Source organism: Nocardioides ginsengisegetis (assembly GCF_014138045.1).
GTDB lineage: Bacteria > Actinomycetota > Actinomycetes > Propionibacteriales > Nocardioidaceae > Nocardioides > Nocardioides ginsengisegetis.
The window spans coordinates 337,898-356,678 of sequence record NZ_JACGXA010000003.1; the positions used below are offsets into that span (position 1 = coordinate 337,898).

Here is an 18,781-nt window from a genome sequence, read left to right on the forward strand (position 1 = left end):
GCCGTGCCCTCCGGGTCGGTCCGCGCCGAGCGTCCTAGGGTGGGGTCGTGTACTTCGAGAACGTCGTCTTCGACGCCACCGATCCGCAGACCACCGGCCGGGCCTGGGAGGCCGAGCTCGGCACCGAGACGCTGACCGACGAGGAGGCCGGGTTCGAGACTCGCCTCGCGGTGCCCGGCGGACCCGAGCTGGACCTGTGCTTCCAGCGGGTGCCGGACGAGCCGACCGGGACCCCGCGGCTCCACCTCGACGTCCGGGACGGGGAGCTCACGGCGCTGCGGCTGGAGTCTGCCGACCCCGCGCGGGACCTGGCCTTCTGGGAGTGGCTGACCAGCTGGACGCCGGTCGCGGGCAGCGACGTGCACGGTCTCCGGCACCCGTCCGGCCGCGGGCCGGTGCTCGCGCTGGTGCCGGAGGAGCAGCCGAAGACGGACGCCAAGAACCCGACCCACCTCGACCTCCGGCTGGAGTCGGACGACGACGCCGAGGCGGTCGCGAGCGGGATCGAGGACCGGGGCGGGCGCGAGCTCCACTTCGCGTGGGGAGACCTGCCGTGGCGCCACTTCGCCGATCCGTCCGGCAACGAGTTCTGCGTGCTGGCTGCCCGGAAGGGCTAGCGGGCGACTAGCTGGTGGCGCCCGGCCGGTAGTCGTCGGCGCGGTGGTCGACGTCGGGGTCGACGCGGTCGGCGGTGCGGAGGGTGTCCTCCTGGCGCGCCTCCTCCACGTGCCGGCCCAGGCGGGCCTCGGCAGCGGCCTTCTCGGCGCGCTCGGCCTCGGCGCGGGCGAGCTCGGCACGCGCCTCGGCCTCCTGCGCCTGCTGCTCCGACTCGGCGACGGCGGTGCCGTGGGTCGCGACCGCTTCGATGCGGAGCTGCTCGGCGGCGGCGCGGTCCTGCTCGGCCCGGCGGTTGCGGTTCATGACCGCGACGGCCGCCAGGGCGATGCCCAGCACGACGACGAGCAGGACGACGATGATGACGGTGGTGGTCGACATGCCTGCGTCGTACCCGATCCCGGCCGGCTCACGCCTCAGGAGAGCTCGCGCTCGGCCGCGACCGGCACCAGCGGCAGCGCCGCGAGCGCGAAGAGGGCGCCCAGCGCGAAGGTGGCGGGGTAGCCGAACGCCGCGACGGCCAACCCCGCCAGCGGGGGTACGGCGCTCGCCGCGAGGAACTGCGCGGTGTTCTGGATGCCCAGCGCCCGGCCCGACCAGAACGGGCCGGCCCGCTCCGCGACCGCGGTGAAGGCGAGCCCGTTGTCGGCCACGGTGAGGACGGTCGCCAGCACCATCAGGGCGACCGCGACGGCCCAGCCGGCCCCGGCCGCCAGGCCCAGCAGCGCCATCGTCGCGCCGGCCGCGGCGGCGACCCAGCGCAGCGGGCGCATCCGGCTGCCGACCACGTCGGAGAGGTGGCCGGCCGCGATCCGGCCGACGGCCCCGGCCAGCTGGGAGGCGGCCACGACCGAGCCGGCCCCGGCAGCCGACCAGTGCCGGTCCTGCACCAGCCAGACCAGCGCGAACGTCCACACCAGGAACTGCGGGACCACGAGCAGGACCGAGACGCCGTGGATGCGGGCGAGGTAGCCGTCGCGACGGTAGGGGTTGGGAGCGATGCCGGCAGCGACCTCGGGCCGCGGCGGGTCCACCACGACCAGGGCCACGACCACCGTGGCCAGGCCGCACGCGACGGTCGGCACCCACAGGGCCGCCTGGACGCCGTGGCGGTCGGCGACCACCGCCATCGACAGCGCGGCCACGCCGACGCCGACCGGCTGGGCCATCTGTCGCACGCCCATCGCGAGACCGCGCCGCCCGGCGGGGAACCAGCCGACCACGACCCGGCCGCTGGCCGCGTTGGTGCTCGCCGCGCTCGCACCGGCGAGCAGGAGGGTGAGCACCAGCAGCGGCAGCCGGTCGGTGAGCGTGCTGGCCACGCCGGCGAGGGTGGTCAGCGCGAGGCCGGAGACGAGCACGAAGCGCTCGCCCCGCAGGTCGGACACGAGCCCCCACGCCACCAGCGCCAGCATCACGCCGACCGTCGGCGCCGCCGCCACGAGTCCGGCCTCGGCCAGGCTCAGGCCGAGCCGGGCGTGCAGCACCGGGATCAGGAAGGCGGGGCCGTGCACCATCACCGCGGCCGCCGCCTGGGCGAGCGTGCTCGCGCCGAGCATCGACCAGCGCCGCGCGGTCCCGATGTCCGGCGCCCGACGCGCCACGGTGTCCCTCGTGGTGGTCATGCCGCCCAGTCAACGCCGCGGCGATCGACGTACGGCGCCGCGTCTTGCCTGATGGCCCGTGAGATGGGCCATCAGGCAGGAGGGGTCAGCGGCCGCTGGGCTTGATCTTGAGCTGGGCCTGGCCGAGGTTGATCACGGCGCCGGACCCGTCCAGCAGCGTGATCCGCACGGCGGTGACGGAGAGCCCGTTGGGCTTCATCTCCGACAGGGAGCGCTCGATCTTCGCGACGCCGGGGATGGTGAGGACGCCGGTGTCGGGGAAGCTCTGCGGGTCGCCGTTGGAGGTGATGCTGCCGACCGTCGTGCCCGCCAGCGTGCGGATCAGGCGACCGCCCGCGAGCCGGTCGACGTTGACCCGGCCGACGATGCCGGTGATGACGAGCTGGCCGTCGCCGAGGTTGAACGAGGCGACGCGGCCCGAGGCGAAGCCGGTCGTCTTGTCGGCCGTCTGCTTGCCCATCACCTTGGTGCTGAGGCCCTGGACGGCGATGTTGCCGCCGAGGTCGAGGCTGGCGATCGACTTGCTCCGGGCGTCGCCGCCGGTGCCCTGGCAGGGGACGTACTGGAGCGGGGTCGGGCCGCTGCGGACGTTGTCGGCCACGCCGGTGGCCCGGGTGGCGTTGGCGTTGCCCTTGAAGATGCCGTGGATGACCCCGTCGTAGAGGTGTGCGGCGCTGTGCGCGATGCGGACGCGCGTGTCGGAGACCAGGAGGTGCACGTCGGCGGCGTTGGCCGTCGCGTGCGCGGCGTGGTCGGTGGCCGACTCGTGGGAGGTGCCGACCGCGACGGTCGCGACGCCGGGGATCGTGAGCGGCTGGCCGGGGGTGGGGACCGGGAAGGACTGCGCCGGCAGGCCCGGGCTGACCAGCGAGACGCCACCGATGGCGGTCGAGGTGATGGTGTGGAAGCCGGTCGCGTCGTGCACGGCGGAGGACTTCGAGTGGATCGCGGTGAGCACGAGCTTGCCCGCGCCCGTCTGGGCAAGGGTCACCCGGGCCACGTCGTGCACGGTGCTGGAGGACACGCGCGCGCCGTCCTGACCGGTGGCGGTCCACGCGTGGGTCTTGACGCCCTCGGCGAGCCCGGCGCCCGGCAGGGTCACCGAGGCCTCGTAGTTGCGGTGGTCACGTCCGGCCTCGTTGGTGCAGCTGATGACGTCGTACCCGGTGGTGTCGGAGCTCGCGGGCACCTGGCCACCCTGGACGCGGGTGCCGAAGCCGGAGGTCTTCATCGCGAACGCCGTGGGCGTCCGCGCGGCCTGGTTGGCGCCGTCGGCGGCCTGGGCGTCCAGGCTCGGCGAGGCGACGAGGCCCGCGGACAGCAGGGCGACGAGGGACGGCAGGACGAGTCGTGTGCGCATGTGGTGATTTCTCCCGGGGTGGGCCGTGGGCCCGTGGTGTGGCATGGCATGACGGCGACGTTGGTGTCGCGCTCCCACGAGGACAACGCCTGCGCGCACCGCGGGTGACGGGTGACCGTGGTCACCCGCCACCCCCGGGGGAGGCTGACCGAGCGTGTCGGTCAGTTGCCGCTGTCGAGGATCTCGAGCCGTGCGAGGCCGAGGTTCAAGACAGCGCCGGTGCCGTCGAGCAGGGTGATCCGCAGCGAGATCACGGACATGCCGTTCGGCGTCTTCTTCACGATGTTGCGCTCCAGGCGCGCCACACCGGGGATCTCCAGCACGTCGGTGTCGGGGAACGTCTGCGGCTCACCGTTGGCGATGATCGTGCCGATGGTGGTGCCGTCGATGGAGCGGATCACCTTGTCACCGACGCGCTTGACGTTGACCCGGCCGACGATGGCCTTGACGAGCAGGTCGCTCCCGATGGCGATCCGGGAGATGGAGCCCTGCTCGAACCCGCTCGCGGTGGTGGCGTTCTGCGTGCCCCACTCGCGGCTGGCCGCGTTGCGGATCTCGATGTCGGACCGCGGGCTCGAGTGTGCGATCGACTTGCGGCGCAGGTCGCCTCCGGTGCCCTGGCAGGGCATGAGGAGGTACGACGTCCTCCCGGTCGTCACGTTGTCGTCCAGGCCGCGGTTGCGGCTGCTGGAGGAGTAGCCGCGGAAGAGGCCGGAGCGCACGCCCTCCCCGATCTGGGCCGCGGAGTGCGCGATCCGGAAGCGCGAGCCGGTGGCCAGCACCGTGATGTCGACGGCGTTGGCCGAGGCCTTGGCTCCGTCTCCGTCGTGCAGCTCGCGGGCGTCGCCGATCGCGATGGTGGCCAGGCCCGGCACCGTGACCGGCTGGTCCGGCGTCGGGAGGTCGAGCACCTGCGGCTCGCCGCCCGGCGGCGTGAACGTCAGCGAGCCGACGTGGGTGACGGTGGTGGAGTGGTAGCCGCTGCCGTCGTGGAAGGCGCGAGAGTCGGACCTCACGGCGTGCAGCTCGAGGGCGCCTGCCGAGGGGTCCCCGATGGTGAGCTGCTCGATGCTGTTGCGCGAGTTCGACGCCACGGTGCCGCCGGACGTGGTCGTCCAGACGGTGGTGGTGATGTTGTGCATGGTGCCCAGCCCGGGCACGGTCGTGTCCTCGAGGTGGTTCTCGCGGTTGAGTCCGGCCCTGTTGTTGCAGCCGATCACCTGGTAGGCGGTGGTGTCGGTCCCGGCGGGGACGTCGCCGCCCTCGCCCCGGCTCCCGAACCCCGATCCGCCGAGGGCGAACTGCGTCGGAGTCTTCTCCGAGGCTGCCATCCCCTGGGCGGTGGTGGTGCCCAAGGTGACGGCGCCTGCCGTCATGAGGGCAAGGACGGATCCTGCGATGAGTGGTGTGCGCATGCGTGTGCTCTCCCCGTGTGAGCAGCCCGAGACGGTTCAGCGCCCGGGCCTGTTGGCGTTCGCGACCCTGGTCGCCCCCCGTACTGCCTCCAGGCCTTCACCTGTCTTTTACCCATCGTGTGAGCCGGAACACGTCCCGGAAGGTAAAGAAAACGGCGGGGTCGCGCGGCGACGAGTCTGGGATCCGAGACGGGTGCGCCGTGTCCCGCTCTGGTGGGCGACCGGTCCCGGGCGTTGGATGGGGGCATGTCCGTTCCTGATCTGCGCACCCGCCCCGTGGCCGTCGGCGTCGGCCCCGTGTCCCTCGACGACGTCGTCGCCGTCGCCCGCGGCGGCGCTCCCGTCGAGCTGACCGAGGAGGCGTTGACCGCCCTGGCCCGGGCACGCGAGGTGGTCGAGGTGCTCGCGTCGGCCGCCACCCCGGCGTACGGCATCTCGACGGGGTTCGGCGCCCTCGCGACCCGGCACATCCCGACCGAGATGCGCGCCCAGCTGCAGAAGTCGCTGGTGCGCTCGCACGCCGCCGGCTCCGGCCCCGAGGTCGAGCGCGAGGTGACGCGCGGGCTGATGCTGCTGCGTCTCTCCACCCTGGCCACCGGCCACACCGGCGTCCGGGTCGAGACCGCGCAGCTGCTCGCCGGCCTGTTGTCGGCCGGGATCACCCCGGTCGTGCGTGAGTACGGCTCGCTGGGCTGCTCGGGCGACCTCGCGCCGCTGTCCCACTGCGCGCTGGCGCTGATGGGGGAGGGCGACGTCCGCGACGCCGACGGTGTCCTGATGCCCGCGGCCGACGCGCTGGCCGCCGCCGGGCTCACCCCGGTCGAGCTCGAGGCCAAGGAGGGCCTCGCCCTCATCAACGGCACCGACGGGATGCTCGGGATGCTCGTCATGGCGATCCACGACCTGCGGATGCTGCTGCGCACGGCCGACGTCTCGGCGGCCATGTCGGTCGAGGGCCAGCTCGGCACCGACCGGGTCTTCGCGCCCGAGCTGCAGGCGATCCGGCCGCACCCCGGCCAGGCGCTCTCGGCGGCCAACCTGACCCGCGTCCTCGCCGACTCCGGCGTCGTCGCCTCCCACCGCGGCCCTGACTGCAACCGCGTCCAGGACGCCTACTCGCTGCGCTGCTCGCCGCAGGTGCACGGCGCCGCCCGCGACACCGTCGAGTACGCCGCGCAGGTGGCCGGCCGCGAGCTGGCGAGCGCCGTCGACAACCCGGTGGTCCTCGCAGAGGAGGGACGGGTCGAGTCCAACGGCAACTTCCACGGCGCCCCGGTCGCCTACGTCCTGGACTTCCTCGCCATCGTCGCCGCCGACGTCGCCTCGATCAGCGAGCGACGTACCGACCGGTTCCTGGACAAGGCCCGCAACCACGGGCTGCCGCCGTTCCTCGCCGACGACCCGGGCGTCGACAGTGGCCACATGATCGCGCAGTACACCCAGGCCGCGATCGTCTCCGAGCTCAAGCGCCTCGCCGTCCCGGCCTCGGTCGACTCGATTCCCTCCAGTGCGATGCAGGAGGACCACGTCTCGATGGGCTGGTCGGCCGCGCGCAAGCTGCGCCGCTCCGTCGACGGCCTGACTCGCGTGGTCGCGATCGAGGTGCTGACCGCTGCCCGCGCCCTCGACCTGCGCGCTCCGCTGGAGCCGTCGCCGGCCACCGCCGCCGTCGTACGCCTCCTGCGGGAGTCGGGCATCCAGGGCCCCGGCCCCGACCGCCACCTCTCGCCCGAGATCGAGGCGGCGGTCGAGCTGGTCCGCTCCGGCGCCGTCCTGCGCGCCGTCGAGGACGTCCTGGGGGAGCTGGCCTGACCCGCGCCGGGGTGATCAGGGCAGCGCCTGGATCACCGCCTGCGCCGTGCGGTGCGCGATCTCGTAGCCGTCCCGCACCGCCTTGCGGAAGTGCAGACCGCCCCACACCCGGGCGTTCTCGGCGTCCCGCTCGATGGACGTGAGGTCGGTGTAGAACTTGTGCGCCGGGGTGTTGACCGAGATCAGCTCCAGCGGCGTGTTCTCCCCGAACGTCTGCCGGATCACCTCGACGGCCGGACCGGTGAGGCAGGCGTGGCCGCTGACGTAGTCGGAGTAGTTCGGGTTCGCGATGAACGGCGTCCACCCGGTCTCGGTCGAGGTGGCCGGGTTGCCGTCCGACTCGGCGCCCGCCACGGCCTGGCTGGGCCGCCAGAACCCGACGTCACGCTTGAGCTGCCAGCAGCGGATGGCCGCGTCGGTCATCGCTGCGTGGATCCGCCCGAAGAGTCGGGCGGTGTCGATCAGGCTCTCCGGGTGCGCGGTCAGGCGCCGGATCAGTGCGTCACCGACCATGGTCGCGGAGTTGGAGTTGTAGAACGTCGCCATCGCGGCCTCGTCCGGGTGGGTGAGCGCCCCGGCGGTGCTGCCGATGGTCTTGACCTCGTTGAAGTCGGTCGCGTAGGCCGCGCTGGTCAGCGGGTCCGGCCGCCCGGACCAGGCGATCGGCGCGTCGAGGACCAGCGGGCGCAGGGAGCCCAGCCAGGCGGCGAGCATGTCGGTGGCGCCCGGGTTGGGTCCCCAGACCCCGATGCCGGGGGTGAGCGTGTAGTGGATCGAGGCGTCGAGGTAGTGGTCGCCCACCCGGCTCGCGATCATGTCCGCCGCCGCGCGCCCGCCGATCCGGACGCCCTTCGACTGCTCGTGCCCGTCGGGGACCAGGGCCAGGCTGGCGCTCAGGTCGGCGTCCAGCTTGGCGCCCGCGGTCGGGTAGTAGTGGAGCAGCACGTCGTGGGCGGCGGTCGCCACTGCGGCCGTCTCCGAGCTCGTCTGGCGCTGCTCGGACCTGCGGGCCGCGTCGTACATCGCGACGGAGGTGAATCCGAGCACGGGCACGCCGACCGGGATCGGGGTGGCGCCGTCGGTGTAGACGGTCCGGAAGGAGATCCGCTCCCAGTCGAGCACCACCTGGGCGCTCTCGGCCCCCGAGGGGGCGGCGCGGTCGCCGGCGGCGCCGGACGGGGCGGTGAATGGCGTGGCGGCGAGCGGGGCGACCGCGAGGACGGCGGCCGAGAGCAGGGCGCAGGCACGTGGAGCGAGCATGGGGGGACCTCCGTTGGTCGGTGTTCACGACGTACCTCTTGGGTAGCGCCGCGGGAGGTCCGCGACCATTCGCGTTCAGGCGAATCTTTCGACGTCCGCGGAGTGGTCCTCCAGGTGGGCGTCCGGCCAGGCGGTGAGCGCCGTGGCCGCGGCGAGCCGGTTGCCGACGCCGAGCTTGCGGTAGGCGTGCTCGAGGTGCTTGCGGACGGTGCAGGTCGCGACGCCCATGCGGTCGGCGATCTCGGGGTTGGACAGGCCGGCGGCGACCAGGGCCAGGGCGTGCCGTTCGCGGGCCGTGAGGTGGTCGGGGAGGGCCACGGTGGTGTCGCGCACCAGGCGCTGGACGGTCGGCGCGATCATCGCGAGCAGCGTGACGTCCCGGATGGTGAACGCCCGACGCTCGCGGGTCCAGCCACAGCTGGGCGACGCGGTCCCGGCTCTTGCGGAACCCGTGGTTGAGGCTGTCGACCAGGCCCTCCGCGCGCAGCTTGTCGGTGCTGCCGGCGACCCGCGTCCACTGCACGATCCCGAGCGCGAGCACGCCGTCGCAGCCCGGGTCGTCCAGCGCCGGGTGGCCACGTGGCAGGGCCACCGCGTCGATGACGCGGCCGTCCGGCTCGAACAGGGCCAGGCCGATCGCGTCGCAGGGGATGAGGCGGGCAAGGTGCTCGAGCACGTCGGTGCCGGGCAGCGGCCGCCCCTGGACCGGCTCGGCCGCGAGGAGGTAACGCAGCGCGGCCTGGTCCGATGCGGAGAGCAGCAGGTCGGGCATGACGCCTCCCGGATGGCCTGGACCTCCAACCTAGCGACGCGCCCGGGTGGGTCGGTATGACCCGTTGGAGTCGTTTGCAGGGGATTGGCAGGTCTGGGATCCGAGACTCAGGTGCCGCGCAGGTGCTGGTGGCGCTGCGGCGGGCGGAGTTGGATGAGGCCATGACCATCTCGAACCCGCGCCTGCCGATCCACGCCGCCACCGGCACCGAGCTGACCGCGAAGTCGTGGCAGACCGAGGCGCCGCTGCGGATGCTGATGAACAACCTCGACCCGGAGAACGCCGAGCGCCCCGAGGACCTCGTCGTCTACGGCGGCACCGGCAAGGCGGCCCGCAGCTGGGAGGCGTACGACGCGCTCGTCCGCACCCTGCGCGACCTCGAGGACGACGAGACGATGCTCGTGCAGTCCGGCAAGCCGGTCGGCGTGATGCGCACCCACCCGTGGGCACCCCGCGTGCTGATCGCCAACTCCAACCTGGTCGGCGACTGGGCCAACTGGGAGGAGTTCCGCCGGCTCGAGGACCTCGGGCTGACGATGTACGGCCAGATGACCGCAGGGTCCTGGATCTACATCGGCACCCAGGGGATCCTCCAGGGCACGTTCGAGACGTTCGCGGCCGTCGCCGACAAGAGGTTCTCCGGGACCCTGGCCGGCACCATCACCGTCACCGCCGGCCTCGGCGGCATGGGCGGTGCCCAGCCGCTGGCGGTCACCATGAACGACGGCGTCGTCATCTGCATCGAGTGCGACCAGTCCCGGATCACCCGCCGCATCGAGCACCGCTACCTCGACGTCCAGGCGTCCTCGCTCGAGGAGGCCGTGGAGATGGCGGTGGCCGCGCGCGACGAGCGGCGTCCGCTGTCCATCGGCGTGCTCGGCAACGCCGCGGCGATGCTCCCCGAGCTGCTCGAGTCGGACGCGCCGATCGACATCGTCACCGACCAGACCTCCGCCCACGACCCGCTGTTCTACCTGCCGGTCGGCACCGCCTTCGAGGACTGGGAGCGCGAGCGCACCGAGGACCCGGCCGGCTTCACCAAGCGCGCGCAGGAGTCGATGGCCGCCCACGTCCGGGCGATGGTGGAGTTCCAGGACAAGGGCGCCGAGGTCTTCGACTACGGCAACTCGATCCGCGACGAGGCCCGCAAGGGTGGCTACGACCGGGCCTTCGAGTTCCCCGGCTTCGTGCCGGCCTACATCCGGCCGCTCTTCTGCGAGGGCAAGGGCCCTTTCCGCTGGGCCGCGCTGTCCGGCGACCCGGCCGACATCGCCGCCACGGACAAGGCGATCCTCGAGCTCTTCCCCGAGAACGAGCGGCTGCGCACGTGGATCACCATGGCCGGCGAGCGCGTGCACTTCCAGGGCCTCCCGGCCCGCATCTGCTGGCTGGGGTACGGCGAGCGCCACCTCGCCGGCCTGAAGTTCAACGAGATGGTCGCCTCGGGCGAGCTCAAGGCGCCGGTCGTGATCGGCCGCGACCACCTCGACTGCGGCTCGGTCGCCTCGCCCTACCGGGAGACCGAGGCGATGCTCGACGGCTCCGACGCGATCGCTGACTGGGCCCTGCTCAACGCCCTGGTCAACACCGCCTCGGGCGCGACGTGGGTCTCGATCCACCACGGCGGCGGCGTCGGCATGGGGCGCTCCATCCACGCCGGCCAGGTCTGCGTCGCCGACGGGACGGCACTGGCCGCCGAGAAGATCGAGCGGGTGCTCACCAACGACCCGGGCATGGGCGTGATCCGCCACGTCGACGCCGGCTACGAGCGGGCCGCCGAGGTGGCCGCGGAGCGCGGCGTGCGCATCCCCATGTCCGAGCGCTGAGTGGGACGGAACCCTAGGGTGGTCACGTGACCACCCAGCCGGCCCGTTCTCGGGTCCCACTGCCCGGCATCAGCTCGCGCGCGTGGGAGCACCCCGCCGACCGCGGCGCCCTCGTGGCGCTGCGCAAGCTGAAGGGCTTCGACACCGTCCTCAAGGCGATGTCGGGGCTCTTCAACGAGCGCGCGGTCCGGCTGGTGTTCCTCGGGTCGGCGATCCGGGTCGACGACCGCCAGTTCCCCACGCTCCACCGGCTCCTCGGCGAGGTGGCGCAGACGCTCGACGCCGCCGAGCTGCCGGAGCTCTACGTCTCGGCCAACCCTGTGCCGCAGGCCATGACGATCGGCATGAACAAGCCGTTCATCGTGGTCACCTCCGGCATGGTCGAGCTGCTCGACGACGAGGAGATGCGCTTCGTCCTGGGCCACGAGCTCGGCCACGCGGTGAGCGGGCACGCGGTCTACCAGACGCTGCTGCAGCGGCTGATCCAGCTGAGCGGGGTGCTGTCGTCGGTGCCGTTGGGCGGGCTCGGCGTGCGCGCCATCATGGCTGCGCTCTACGAGTGGTCGCGCAAGGCGGAGCTGTCCGCCGACCGGGCCGGACTGCTCGCCACCCAGGACCCGGCGACGGCGTTCCGGGTGCACATGAAGCTCGCCAGCGGCGGCCACCTCGACGACCTCGACGCGACGTCGTTCTTCGCGCAGGGCACGGAGTACGAGGAGTCCGACCTGCGCGACTCGGTGCTCAAGCTGCTGCTCATCGAGAACCGCACCCACCCCTTCGCGGTGGTGCGTGCCAGCGAGCTGCGCCGGTGGGTCGACGCGGGGGAGTACACCCGCTTCCTCGGCGGCGCCTACCCGCGTCGCGACACCGACGACGCCGCCACGGTCAGCGAGGCGGCGTCGGCCGCGGCCCGGAGCTACGGCGAGACGTTCAAGCAGACCCAGGACGCGTTGGGCCGGATGGTGCACGACGCCGCGGGCTGGCTCGGCAGCGCCAAGATGTGGCTCGACGAGACGCTCCGCCGCGACGACGACTGAGCGTCCCCGCGGGGTCAGGCGGCGCGGGAAACCCGATGGTCGCGCGCCCGCCCGGTGGTCCAGAATCTCCCCGTGACGGATGGTGCGGTTGAGGCGGACGAGATCAGACCCCCCGCGGCGGTGCCGCCCCGACTGACCCGGCGCGGCATCCCCACGGACCCGAACCTGCGGGTCCTCGCGCTCGGCACCTTCGTCAACCGGGCCGGCACCGGGGCCTCGACCACGACGTTCGCGCTGTTCTTCACCCAGAAGGTCGGGCTGTCCGCGACCGACATCGGCCTGGTGCTCTCGGTCGCCTCGGTGCTGGCGATGCTCGCCCAGGTGCCGCTCGGCCATCTCGGCGACACCCGTGGCCCGCGCGAGACCATGCGGGCGCTGACGATCGCGGCGGGCACGGTTCTGATGGGACTCCTGGTCGCCCGCTCGCTCTGGGCCGTGATGGCCGTGATGGCGCTGTCGACGGTGCTCTTCTCCGGCAACGCCGCGGTGCGCAACGGCTACATCGCCCGGGTGGCGACCGGGGGGCGCGGGGTGATGTTCAAGGCCTACCTGCGGGCGGTCACCAACGTCGCGATGAGCCTGGGGGCCGCGCTCGGCGGACTCGCGCTGCTCGTCGACGAGACGTGGGCCTACCTGGCCGTCTTCGCCCTCGACGGGGTCTCCGGCATCCTGACGGGCCTGCTCTGCTCGCGGCTGCCGCACCTGGCCCCGGCGCCGGCACGGGCTGCCGGCGAGCCGCGGTTGGCGGTCCTGCGGGACCGCCCGTTCGTGGTCGTGACGCTGCTCAACGGCGTGGTCGCCATGCACTTCGTGGTGATGACGCTGGCCATCCCGCTGTGGATCGCGGCCCACACGCAGGCGCCGACCTCGATGGTCGCCGTCCTGCTCGTGCTCAACACGGTCGTCGTGGCGCTCTTCCAGGTCCGCCTCTCGCGCGGCCGGGACGACGTGATGGCGTCGGCGCGGGCGATGGTCGTCGGGTGCGCGTGGATCGCGGTCGGCTTCGTGGTCATCTCCTTCAGCAGCGACACGTCGGCGGTCGTCGCCGTCGTGCTGCTCGTCCTCGGCGCCGCCGTGCACGTGGTCGGCGAGATGATCTCCAGCGGTGGCCAGTGGGGGATCTCCATGGGGCTGGCGCCCGAGCAGCGCCAGGGCCAGTACCAGGGCTTCGCCGGGCTCGGCTTCTCCCTGTCCAACGTCGTCGCCCCGACCCTGATCACGCTGCTCTGCATCGAGTGGGGGCGTCCCGGCTGGTGGGTCCTGGGGGGACTCGTGCTCGGGGCCGGCGCGCTGCTGGTGCCGGTCAGCCGATGGGCCCTGAGGACCCGCTGAGGTGGCCCCGGACATGCAACGACCCCCGGCCCAGGAGGGCCGGGGGTCAGAGCTTGTCGCCGCTGCGGGTCAGTAGTACCTGCGGCGCGTGCCGCCGATCGGAACGAAGTTCAGGATCAGGCCCACGACGATGAGGATCAGACCGATCGTCGTCAGGACGGGGATTGCGGCCACGAGGCCGATGATGAGCAGGATCAGGCCGAGTACAACCATGATGTGTTCTCCCTCCGGGGAATAGGTAGTCGTCCTATACCCGGAGCGCGGCAGTTCACTCCCGGGCGAACGCGAATCGGGGCGTGGCGCAGGTCACGCCCCGCTCACTCCCCGCTCACACGCCGAGCGCGGTGATCGCCTCGTGGATCGAGAGCGTCCGCTCGGCGGACTCGACGTGGAGGTTCTCCACCATCTTGCCGTTGTAGGTCACGACGCCGGACCCCTTGCCTTCCTCCCACGCCGCGAGGATCCCGCGGGCGTCCTCGACGGCCGACTCGCTCGGCGCGAACGCCGTGTTGGCGCCCTCGACCTGGCCGGGGTGGATCAGGGTCTTGCCGTCGAAGCCCATCTCGCGGCCCTGCTGGCACTCGGCGAGGAAGCCGTCGATGTTCTTCACGTCGTTGTAGACGCCGTCGAGGATCGCGACGCCGGCGGCGCGCGCGGCCAGCAGCGAGAGCGAGAGCGAGGTCAGGAGCGGTGCGCGGCCCGGGACGTGCTCGGCGTACAGCTCCTTGACGAGGTCGTTGGTGCCCATGACCAGGACCGCGAGCCGGTCGGAGGCCGCCGCGATCTCGCGGACGTTGAACACCGCCTCGGGCGTCTCGACCATCGCCCACAGGCGGGTGTGATCGGGGGCGCCGGCCTTCTCCAGCGCGGCGACCAGGGCGCGGACCTCGTCGGCGCTGTTGACCTTGGGGACCACCACGCCCGCCGGGCCGGCCTGGGCGGCGGCGACGATGTCGTCGTCGTGCCACTGGGTGCCGATGCCGTTGACGCGGATGGTGACCGTACGGCGGCCGTACTCGCCCGACGCGGCGGCCGCGGCGGCGGCCTCACGGGCGGCGGGCTTGGCGTCGGGGGCCACGGCGTCCTCGAGGTCGAGGATCAGGCCGTCGCAGGCGATCGCCTTGGCCTTCTCCAGCGCCCGCTCGTTGGAGCTCGGCATGTAGAGGACCGAGCGCAGGGGGGTGAAGTCACTCATGCGGGCACCTCGATCGCGTCGTACTGCTTCTTCAGCTCGGGGTCGATCGCGGCGAGCTCCTCGGCCAGCCGCACCATCACCAGGCACTGCTTGAGGGAGGCGTCGTCCTCCATCTTGCCGTCGAGCATCACCGCGCCGGTGCCGTCACCCATGGCCGCGACCACGCGGCGGGCGTGCTTGATGTCCTCGACGCTGGGGCTGAAGACCCGGTTGGCGATGGCGATCTGCTTGGGGTGCAGGCTCCACGTGCCGACGCAGCCGAGCAGGAAGGCGTTGCGGAACTGGTCCTCGCACGCGACCTCGTCGGCGATGTCGCCGAAGGGGCCGTAGTAGGGGTAGATGCCGTGCATCGCGCAGGCGTCGACCATCCGGGCGATCGTGTAGTGCCAGAGGTCCTGCTGGTAGGTCGCGCGCTCGCCGACCTCGATGCCGTCGGAGGACTTGGTCGGGTCCTGGCGGACGAGGTAGCCGGGGTGGCCGCCGCCGACGCGGGTGGTCTTCATGCGGCGGTCCGCCGCGAGGTCGGCCGGGCCGAGGGAGAGGCCCTGCATGCGCGGGCTGGCGCCGCAGATCTCCTCGACGTTGGCCACGCCGCGGGCGGTCTCGAGGATCGCGTGCACGAGGATCGGCCGGTCCAGTCCGGCCTTGGCCTCGAGCTGGGCGAGCAGCCGGTCGACGTAGTGGATGTCCTCGGCGCCCTGCACCTTCGGCACCATGATCACGTCGAGCTTGTCGCCGATGGCCGGCACGAGCGTGGTCAGGTCGTCGAGGACCCAGGGGCTGTCGAGGGCGTTGATCCGGGTCCAGAGCTGGGTGGGCCCGAAGTCGGTGCCCTGGGCGATCTTCACCAGGCCCTCGCGGGCGGCGACCTTGTTGTCGGCCTTGACGGCGTCCTCGAGGTTGCCGAGCAGGACGTCGACGGTGCCGACCATGGCCGGGATCTTGGCGGCCATCTTCTCGTTGCTCGGGTCGAAGAAGTGGATCGCCCGGCTGGGGCGGGCCGGGACCTCGGTCAGGGGGGTCGGGGCCCCCACGGCGAGGGGGCGGAAGAAGTCCTTGGCGCTACGGCTGCTGCTGGGCATGGGCGGAAACTAGCAGCGGGTGGCTACTCGCCGGTATGACCGATCTGACAGTGGATCCCCATCAGCGCGGGCGGCGGAACCAGCAACGCTTCGGCGACTCCGCCACGGGCGCCGGGGTCGGTGCGGGCGTCGCGCGGTGCGCCGCGAGCCTCGCCGTACGGCGTTGGCGCCAGCCCGCAACGGTGGAGTCGACGTCGCGCGGCATCGTGATCAGCGGCGGCCCCTCGGGCGGTCGGTAGCGGGCGGCGATCACCCGGGCGTTGAACTCCTCGACCTCGCGCCGCACCTCGGCCTCGACGTTGAGGCGGTCGAGCAGGGCGTCGAGCTCGGCGTCGTCCTTGCGGAGCTGGAGCGAGGCCGGCAGCACCGCGATGTGCTCGCGCTCGACCAGCTTCTTCAGCCACCAGTCCGGGTCGTGGGTCGGGCCGAGGTCCGTGATCGGCTTGCCGGCACCGGGCAGGTTGTCGAACTCGCCCTTGGCCATCGCGACCCGGATCTGCTGGTCGACCCAGCTGGCCTGGTTGTGCATCCGGGCCGCGGCCGCGCTGCGGCCGGTGCGCTCGTCCTTCTCGGGGAGAGGGTCGGTCTGGCGGTCGGGCTGGTCGGTCACTGGGTCACCTCCGTGCGGCCAGATTACCCGGCGGGGGTGGGGCCCCCAGGGTCCTCCGGGTCCTCGGCGGCCTCGCGCGGCATCACGAGCAGGGCCGCGGCGGCGAGCAGGGCGGCGACCGCGCAGACCGTCCAGACGGTGAGGTAGCCCTGCAGCGGGGCGTGGCCCTCGGTCGGGTCGTCGAGCGATCCGGTCGAGGCCAGGGCGATCGCGAACACCGAGGAGGCGATGGCGCCGCCGACGGTCTTGGTCGCGTTGGTCATGCCGGTGGCGAAGCCGGTGCGGTCGGCGGGTGCGGCGGCAGCTGCGGCCGCGGGGAGGGCCGCGACCAGGGCGCCGGACCCGAGGCCGGCGACGGCCATGTTGAGCAGGGCCTGGCCGGTGCTCTCGTGGAAGGGCAGCCACAGCGCGTAGCCGGCGGCGACCAGGACCGCCGAGAGCACCAGCGCGTTGCGGGCGCCGAACCAGCGCGAGGTCAGCGGCAGCGTGAAGGCGCCGATCGCAAGCGTGATGACGTAGACGCCGATCAGGGTGGAGACGAAGCCGGCGTCCGCGCCGAGGCCGTAGCCCGCGACGTCGGGGTCGGTGCGGGCGAAGGTCGACAGCGGGATCTGGGCCCCCAGCACGGACATGCCGAACAGGAACGCGGTCAGCTGCACCGGCCACTGGCGCGGCTGGGCGAACAGCCGGACGTCCACGATGGGGTCGGGGTGGGCGGCCTCGAAACGGACGAACGGCACCATCGTGGCGATCCCGGCGGCGACGAGGACCCACGCGAGGAGGCTGCCGGGACCGTCGAGGCGTACGGCGATCAGGCCCGCCATCACGAGTCCGAGGGCGAGCGTGACCAGGCCCAGGCCGCGGTAGTCGATGCCCCCGCGCCCGACGCCCTGCACGTCCTCGATCCCGACCAGCACGACGAAGAAGCAGGCGGTCACGGCGACGGCCGGGAGCATCAGGACCAGGCCCATCGACGTCGACTCGACGAGCGCCCCGCTGGTGAGCGCGCCGATGATCACCGACAGCTCGAGGGCGCCGACGAGGATCGCGGCCGCTCGCCGGGTCAGGAGCGCCTGGCGGCCGGTGCCGGCCGTCCGGCGGTGGATGATCGCGACCTCCATGGGCAACCACACGACGTACGCACCCTGGAGGGCGAAGCCGACCAGGAACGTCGTGAAGGAGGGGGCGAACGCGAGGATCCAGGAGCCGAGGGCGGTGACGGCGCTGGAGAGCAGCAGCACCTTCTTGTGCCCGACGAGGTCGCCCAGGCGCGCCAGGAACGGCACCACGAGCGCCGAGACGATGAGCTGCGCCGCCTCGAACCAGTTGACGTCGGCGTCGCGCATGTCGAGGTGGTGCGCGACGTCCTTCCAGATGGGCGTGTAGTAGCCCTGCAGGATGCCGCTGGCGATCTCGACGCAGACCAGGAAGCCGACGATGGCGACGAGGCTGTGGGTCCCCTCGGCCGGCCGTCGGTCGAGCCGGTGGACGCTCATCGGGGGATCCTCTCGATCAGGAGCTGGTACCAGGCGACGCCGTCGAGGAACGCCTCGACGTCGAGGTGCTCGTCGTAGGAGTGGATGGACTCGCGCTGGGCCTTGGTCATCCGGAAGGGCGCGAAGCGGTAGACGCGCTCGCAGATCTCGGTGAAGTGGCGCGAGTCGGTGGCGGCCATCATCACGTAGGGGGCGGCGAAGGCGTCGGGGAAGAGCTCGCCGATGGTCTCCTCGAGCAGCGCGAACGCGTCGTCCATCGGGGAGACCGGGCTCGGCTCGTTCTGCTCGACCACGTCGATGTGGACGTCGTCGTCGGAGATCGCGCGGCGCACGTGGTCCAGGACGCCCGCGACGGTGTCGCCGACCATGACCCGGATGTTGACGCCGGCCTTGGCGGTGCTGGCGATGACGTTGAGCGCAGGGCTGCCCGACAGCGTCGTGATCGCGAACGTCGTCCGCGTCATCGCCGCGGACTCGGGACCCGCGGCGACCAGCGCCCGGGTGAGGACCGGGCGGAGACGTCCGGCGTTGGCCATCAGGGGGCGCAGCGCCACGGAGGCGTGCGGGGCCATCCGGCGCAGCAGCTCCACGGTCGCGTCGGGGGTGCTGGCGGGCATGGGAGCCCGCTCGAGCCGGAGGATCGCGCGGGCCAGGCGGGCGGTCGGCCCCATCCGGGCCGGCGTCGACGCGTGGCCGCCACGGCCCTCGACGCGCAGCTCGATGCTGGTGGTGCCCTTCTCGGTCACCCCGATGACGCCGATCGGCGCGGCCACGCCGGGGAAGGCCTCGTGGGCGACAGCGCCGCCCTCGTCGAGCACGAACCAGGGGCGTACGCCGGCCGCCCGCAGGTGGGCGACGGCCTCGGGCGCCGCCGTGCCGGAGACCTCCTCGTCGCAGCCGAACGAGAGCCACACGTCCTGCGCGGGGGTGAAGCCCTGCTCGAGCAGCACCTCGACGGCCTCGGCGATGCCGACCAGCGAGCCCTTGTCGTCGAGGGTCCCGCGGCCCCAGATCGCGCCGCCGACCAGGGTTGCGCCGAAGGGCGGGTGCTGCCAGGGAGCGTCCTCGTCGACGGGCACGACGTCGAGGTGGGCCATCAGCACGACGGGCCGGCTGTCGTCGGCCCCGCGCCAGCGGAAGAGCAGTCCGTGGGTGCCGACGCGGGTCAGCTCGGTCTCGGCGTGCAGCCGCGGGAACTGCTTCCGGAGCTCGACGAGGAACTCGTCGAACTGCGCGGTGTCCACGGCCGCGGGGTCGCGGTGGGAGACCGTCGGGATCCGGACGAGGGCCTGCAGCTTGGCGATCGCGCGGGCGTGCTCGGGCCCGCCCTCCCTCGTGGACATG

18 protein-coding genes are annotated in these 18,781 nt (G+C 72.7%); 6 read left to right on the forward strand and 12 right to left on the reverse strand.

Annotated features, from left to right (window positions below):
* The first annotated feature begins 47 nt into the window (after positions 1-47).
* The gene (locus FB382_RS23025) at positions 48-617 is read left to right on the forward strand and encodes a VOC family protein (RefSeq protein WP_182541925.1); all 570 of its coding nucleotides are present in this window, start codon (positions 48-50) and stop codon (positions 615-617) included.
* A gap of 7 nt (positions 618-624) precedes the next feature.
* Here FB382_RS23025 and FB382_RS21120 read toward each other — a convergent pair whose 3' ends face one another.
* The 4 genes from FB382_RS21120 to FB382_RS21135 form a co-directional block, all read right to left on the reverse strand.
* Positions 625-996 carry a hypothetical protein gene (locus FB382_RS21120; protein ID WP_182541926.1) on the reverse strand — a complete coding sequence of 124 codons (372 nt, stop codon included), beginning with the start codon at positions 994-996 and terminating at the stop codon, positions 625-627.
* 35 nt (positions 997-1,031) lie between these two features.
* Positions 1,032-2,240, reverse strand: a complete 1,209-nt coding sequence (locus FB382_RS21125; protein ID WP_182541927.1) for an MFS transporter — start codon at positions 2,238-2,240, stop codon at positions 1,032-1,034.
* 85 nt (positions 2,241-2,325) lie between these two features.
* Positions 2,326-3,600 (reverse strand): choice-of-anchor P family protein, encoded by a 1,275-nt coding sequence (locus tag FB382_RS21130; protein WP_182541928.1) that lies wholly within the window; start codon positions 3,598-3,600, stop codon positions 2,326-2,328.
* A 161-nt stretch (positions 3,601-3,761) separates the two neighbouring features.
* Entirely contained in the window at positions 3,762-4,976 is a 1,215-nt protein-coding gene (locus FB382_RS21135; protein ID WP_182541929.1) for a choice-of-anchor P family protein, read from the reverse strand.
* A 285-nt stretch (positions 4,977-5,261) separates the two neighbouring features.
* Between FB382_RS21135 and hutH the strand changes: the two genes are divergently transcribed.
* Entirely contained in the window at positions 5,262-6,827 is a 1,566-nt protein-coding gene (hutH, locus tag FB382_RS21140; protein ID WP_182541930.1) for a histidine ammonia-lyase, read from the forward strand.
* Between the two features lie 15 nt (positions 6,828-6,842).
* Here hutH and FB382_RS21145 read toward each other — a convergent pair whose 3' ends face one another.
* Both FB382_RS21145 and FB382_RS21150 read right to left on the reverse strand, forming a co-directional pair.
* Positions 6,843-8,087: a vanadium-dependent haloperoxidase gene (locus tag FB382_RS21145; protein ID WP_182541931.1), complete on the reverse strand. Its 1,245-nt coding sequence runs from the start codon at positions 8,085-8,087 to the stop codon at positions 6,843-6,845.
* 75 nt (positions 8,088-8,162) lie between these two features.
* Positions 8,163-8,447 carry a helix-turn-helix domain-containing protein gene (locus FB382_RS21150; RefSeq protein WP_182541932.1) on the reverse strand — a complete coding sequence of 95 codons (285 nt, stop codon included), beginning with the start codon at positions 8,445-8,447 and terminating at the stop codon, positions 8,163-8,165.
* A gap of 91 nt (positions 8,448-8,538) precedes the next feature.
* Here FB382_RS21150 and FB382_RS21155 point away from each other — a divergent pair, with 91 nt between their 5' ends.
* The 4 genes from FB382_RS21155 to FB382_RS21170 all read left to right on the forward strand — a co-directional run bounded on the left by FB382_RS21155 (position 8,539) and on the right by FB382_RS21170 (position 13,054).
* A complete protein-coding gene (locus tag FB382_RS21155) occupies positions 8,539-8,919 on the forward strand; it encodes a hypothetical protein (RefSeq protein WP_182541933.1) in 381 nt (126 codons plus the stop codon).
* Positions 8,920-9,020: 101 nt separating this feature from the next.
* Positions 9,021-10,685, forward strand: a complete 1,665-nt coding sequence (gene hutU, locus FB382_RS21160) for a urocanate hydratase (RefSeq protein WP_182541934.1) — start codon at positions 9,021-9,023, stop codon at positions 10,683-10,685.
* A gap of 26 nt (positions 10,686-10,711) precedes the next feature.
* Positions 10,712-11,722 carry a M48 family metallopeptidase gene (locus FB382_RS21165; RefSeq protein ID WP_182541935.1) on the forward strand — a complete coding sequence of 337 codons (1,011 nt, stop codon included), beginning with the start codon at positions 10,712-10,714 and terminating at the stop codon, positions 11,720-11,722.
* Between the two features lie 72 nt (positions 11,723-11,794).
* A complete protein-coding gene (locus FB382_RS21170) occupies positions 11,795-13,054 on the forward strand; it encodes an MFS transporter (RefSeq protein WP_182541936.1) in 1,260 nt (419 codons plus the stop codon).
* A 69-nt stretch (positions 13,055-13,123) separates the two neighbouring features.
* Here the strand turns inward: FB382_RS21170 and FB382_RS21175 are convergent, their stop codons facing one another.
* From FB382_RS21175 to FB382_RS21200, 6 genes are all read right to left on the reverse strand, one after another.
* Positions 13,124-13,267, reverse strand: coding sequence for a hypothetical protein (locus FB382_RS21175; RefSeq protein ID WP_182541937.1), 144 nt, complete (start codon positions 13,265-13,267; stop codon positions 13,124-13,126).
* A gap of 115 nt (positions 13,268-13,382) precedes the next feature.
* On the reverse strand, positions 13,383-14,249 hold the full coding sequence (locus FB382_RS21180) for an HpcH/HpaI aldolase/citrate lyase family protein (protein WP_182541938.1): 867 nt from the start codon (positions 14,247-14,249) through the stop codon (positions 13,383-13,385).
* The gene (locus tag FB382_RS21185) at positions 14,246-15,331 is read right to left on the reverse strand and encodes an HpcH/HpaI aldolase/citrate lyase family protein (RefSeq protein WP_125037322.1); all 1,086 of its coding nucleotides are present in this window, start codon (positions 15,329-15,331) and stop codon (positions 14,246-14,248) included. The genes FB382_RS21180 and FB382_RS21185 overlap by 4 nt, the downstream gene beginning before the upstream one ends.
* Positions 15,332-15,392: 61 nt before the next feature.
* Positions 15,393-15,941: a DnaJ family domain-containing protein gene (locus FB382_RS21190; RefSeq protein WP_343055712.1), complete on the reverse strand. Its 549-nt coding sequence runs from the start codon at positions 15,939-15,941 to the stop codon at positions 15,393-15,395.
* A 23-nt stretch (positions 15,942-15,964) separates the two neighbouring features.
* Positions 15,965-17,437 carry an MFS transporter gene (locus FB382_RS21195; protein ID WP_182541939.1) on the reverse strand — a complete coding sequence of 491 codons (1,473 nt, stop codon included), beginning with the start codon at positions 17,435-17,437 and terminating at the stop codon, positions 15,965-15,967.
* Entirely contained in the window at positions 17,434-18,780 is a 1,347-nt protein-coding gene (locus FB382_RS21200; protein ID WP_182541940.1) for a M20/M25/M40 family metallo-hydrolase, read from the reverse strand. Before FB382_RS21200 ends, FB382_RS21195 begins: the two co-directional genes overlap by 4 nt.
* Position 18,781: the final 1 nt, after the last annotated feature.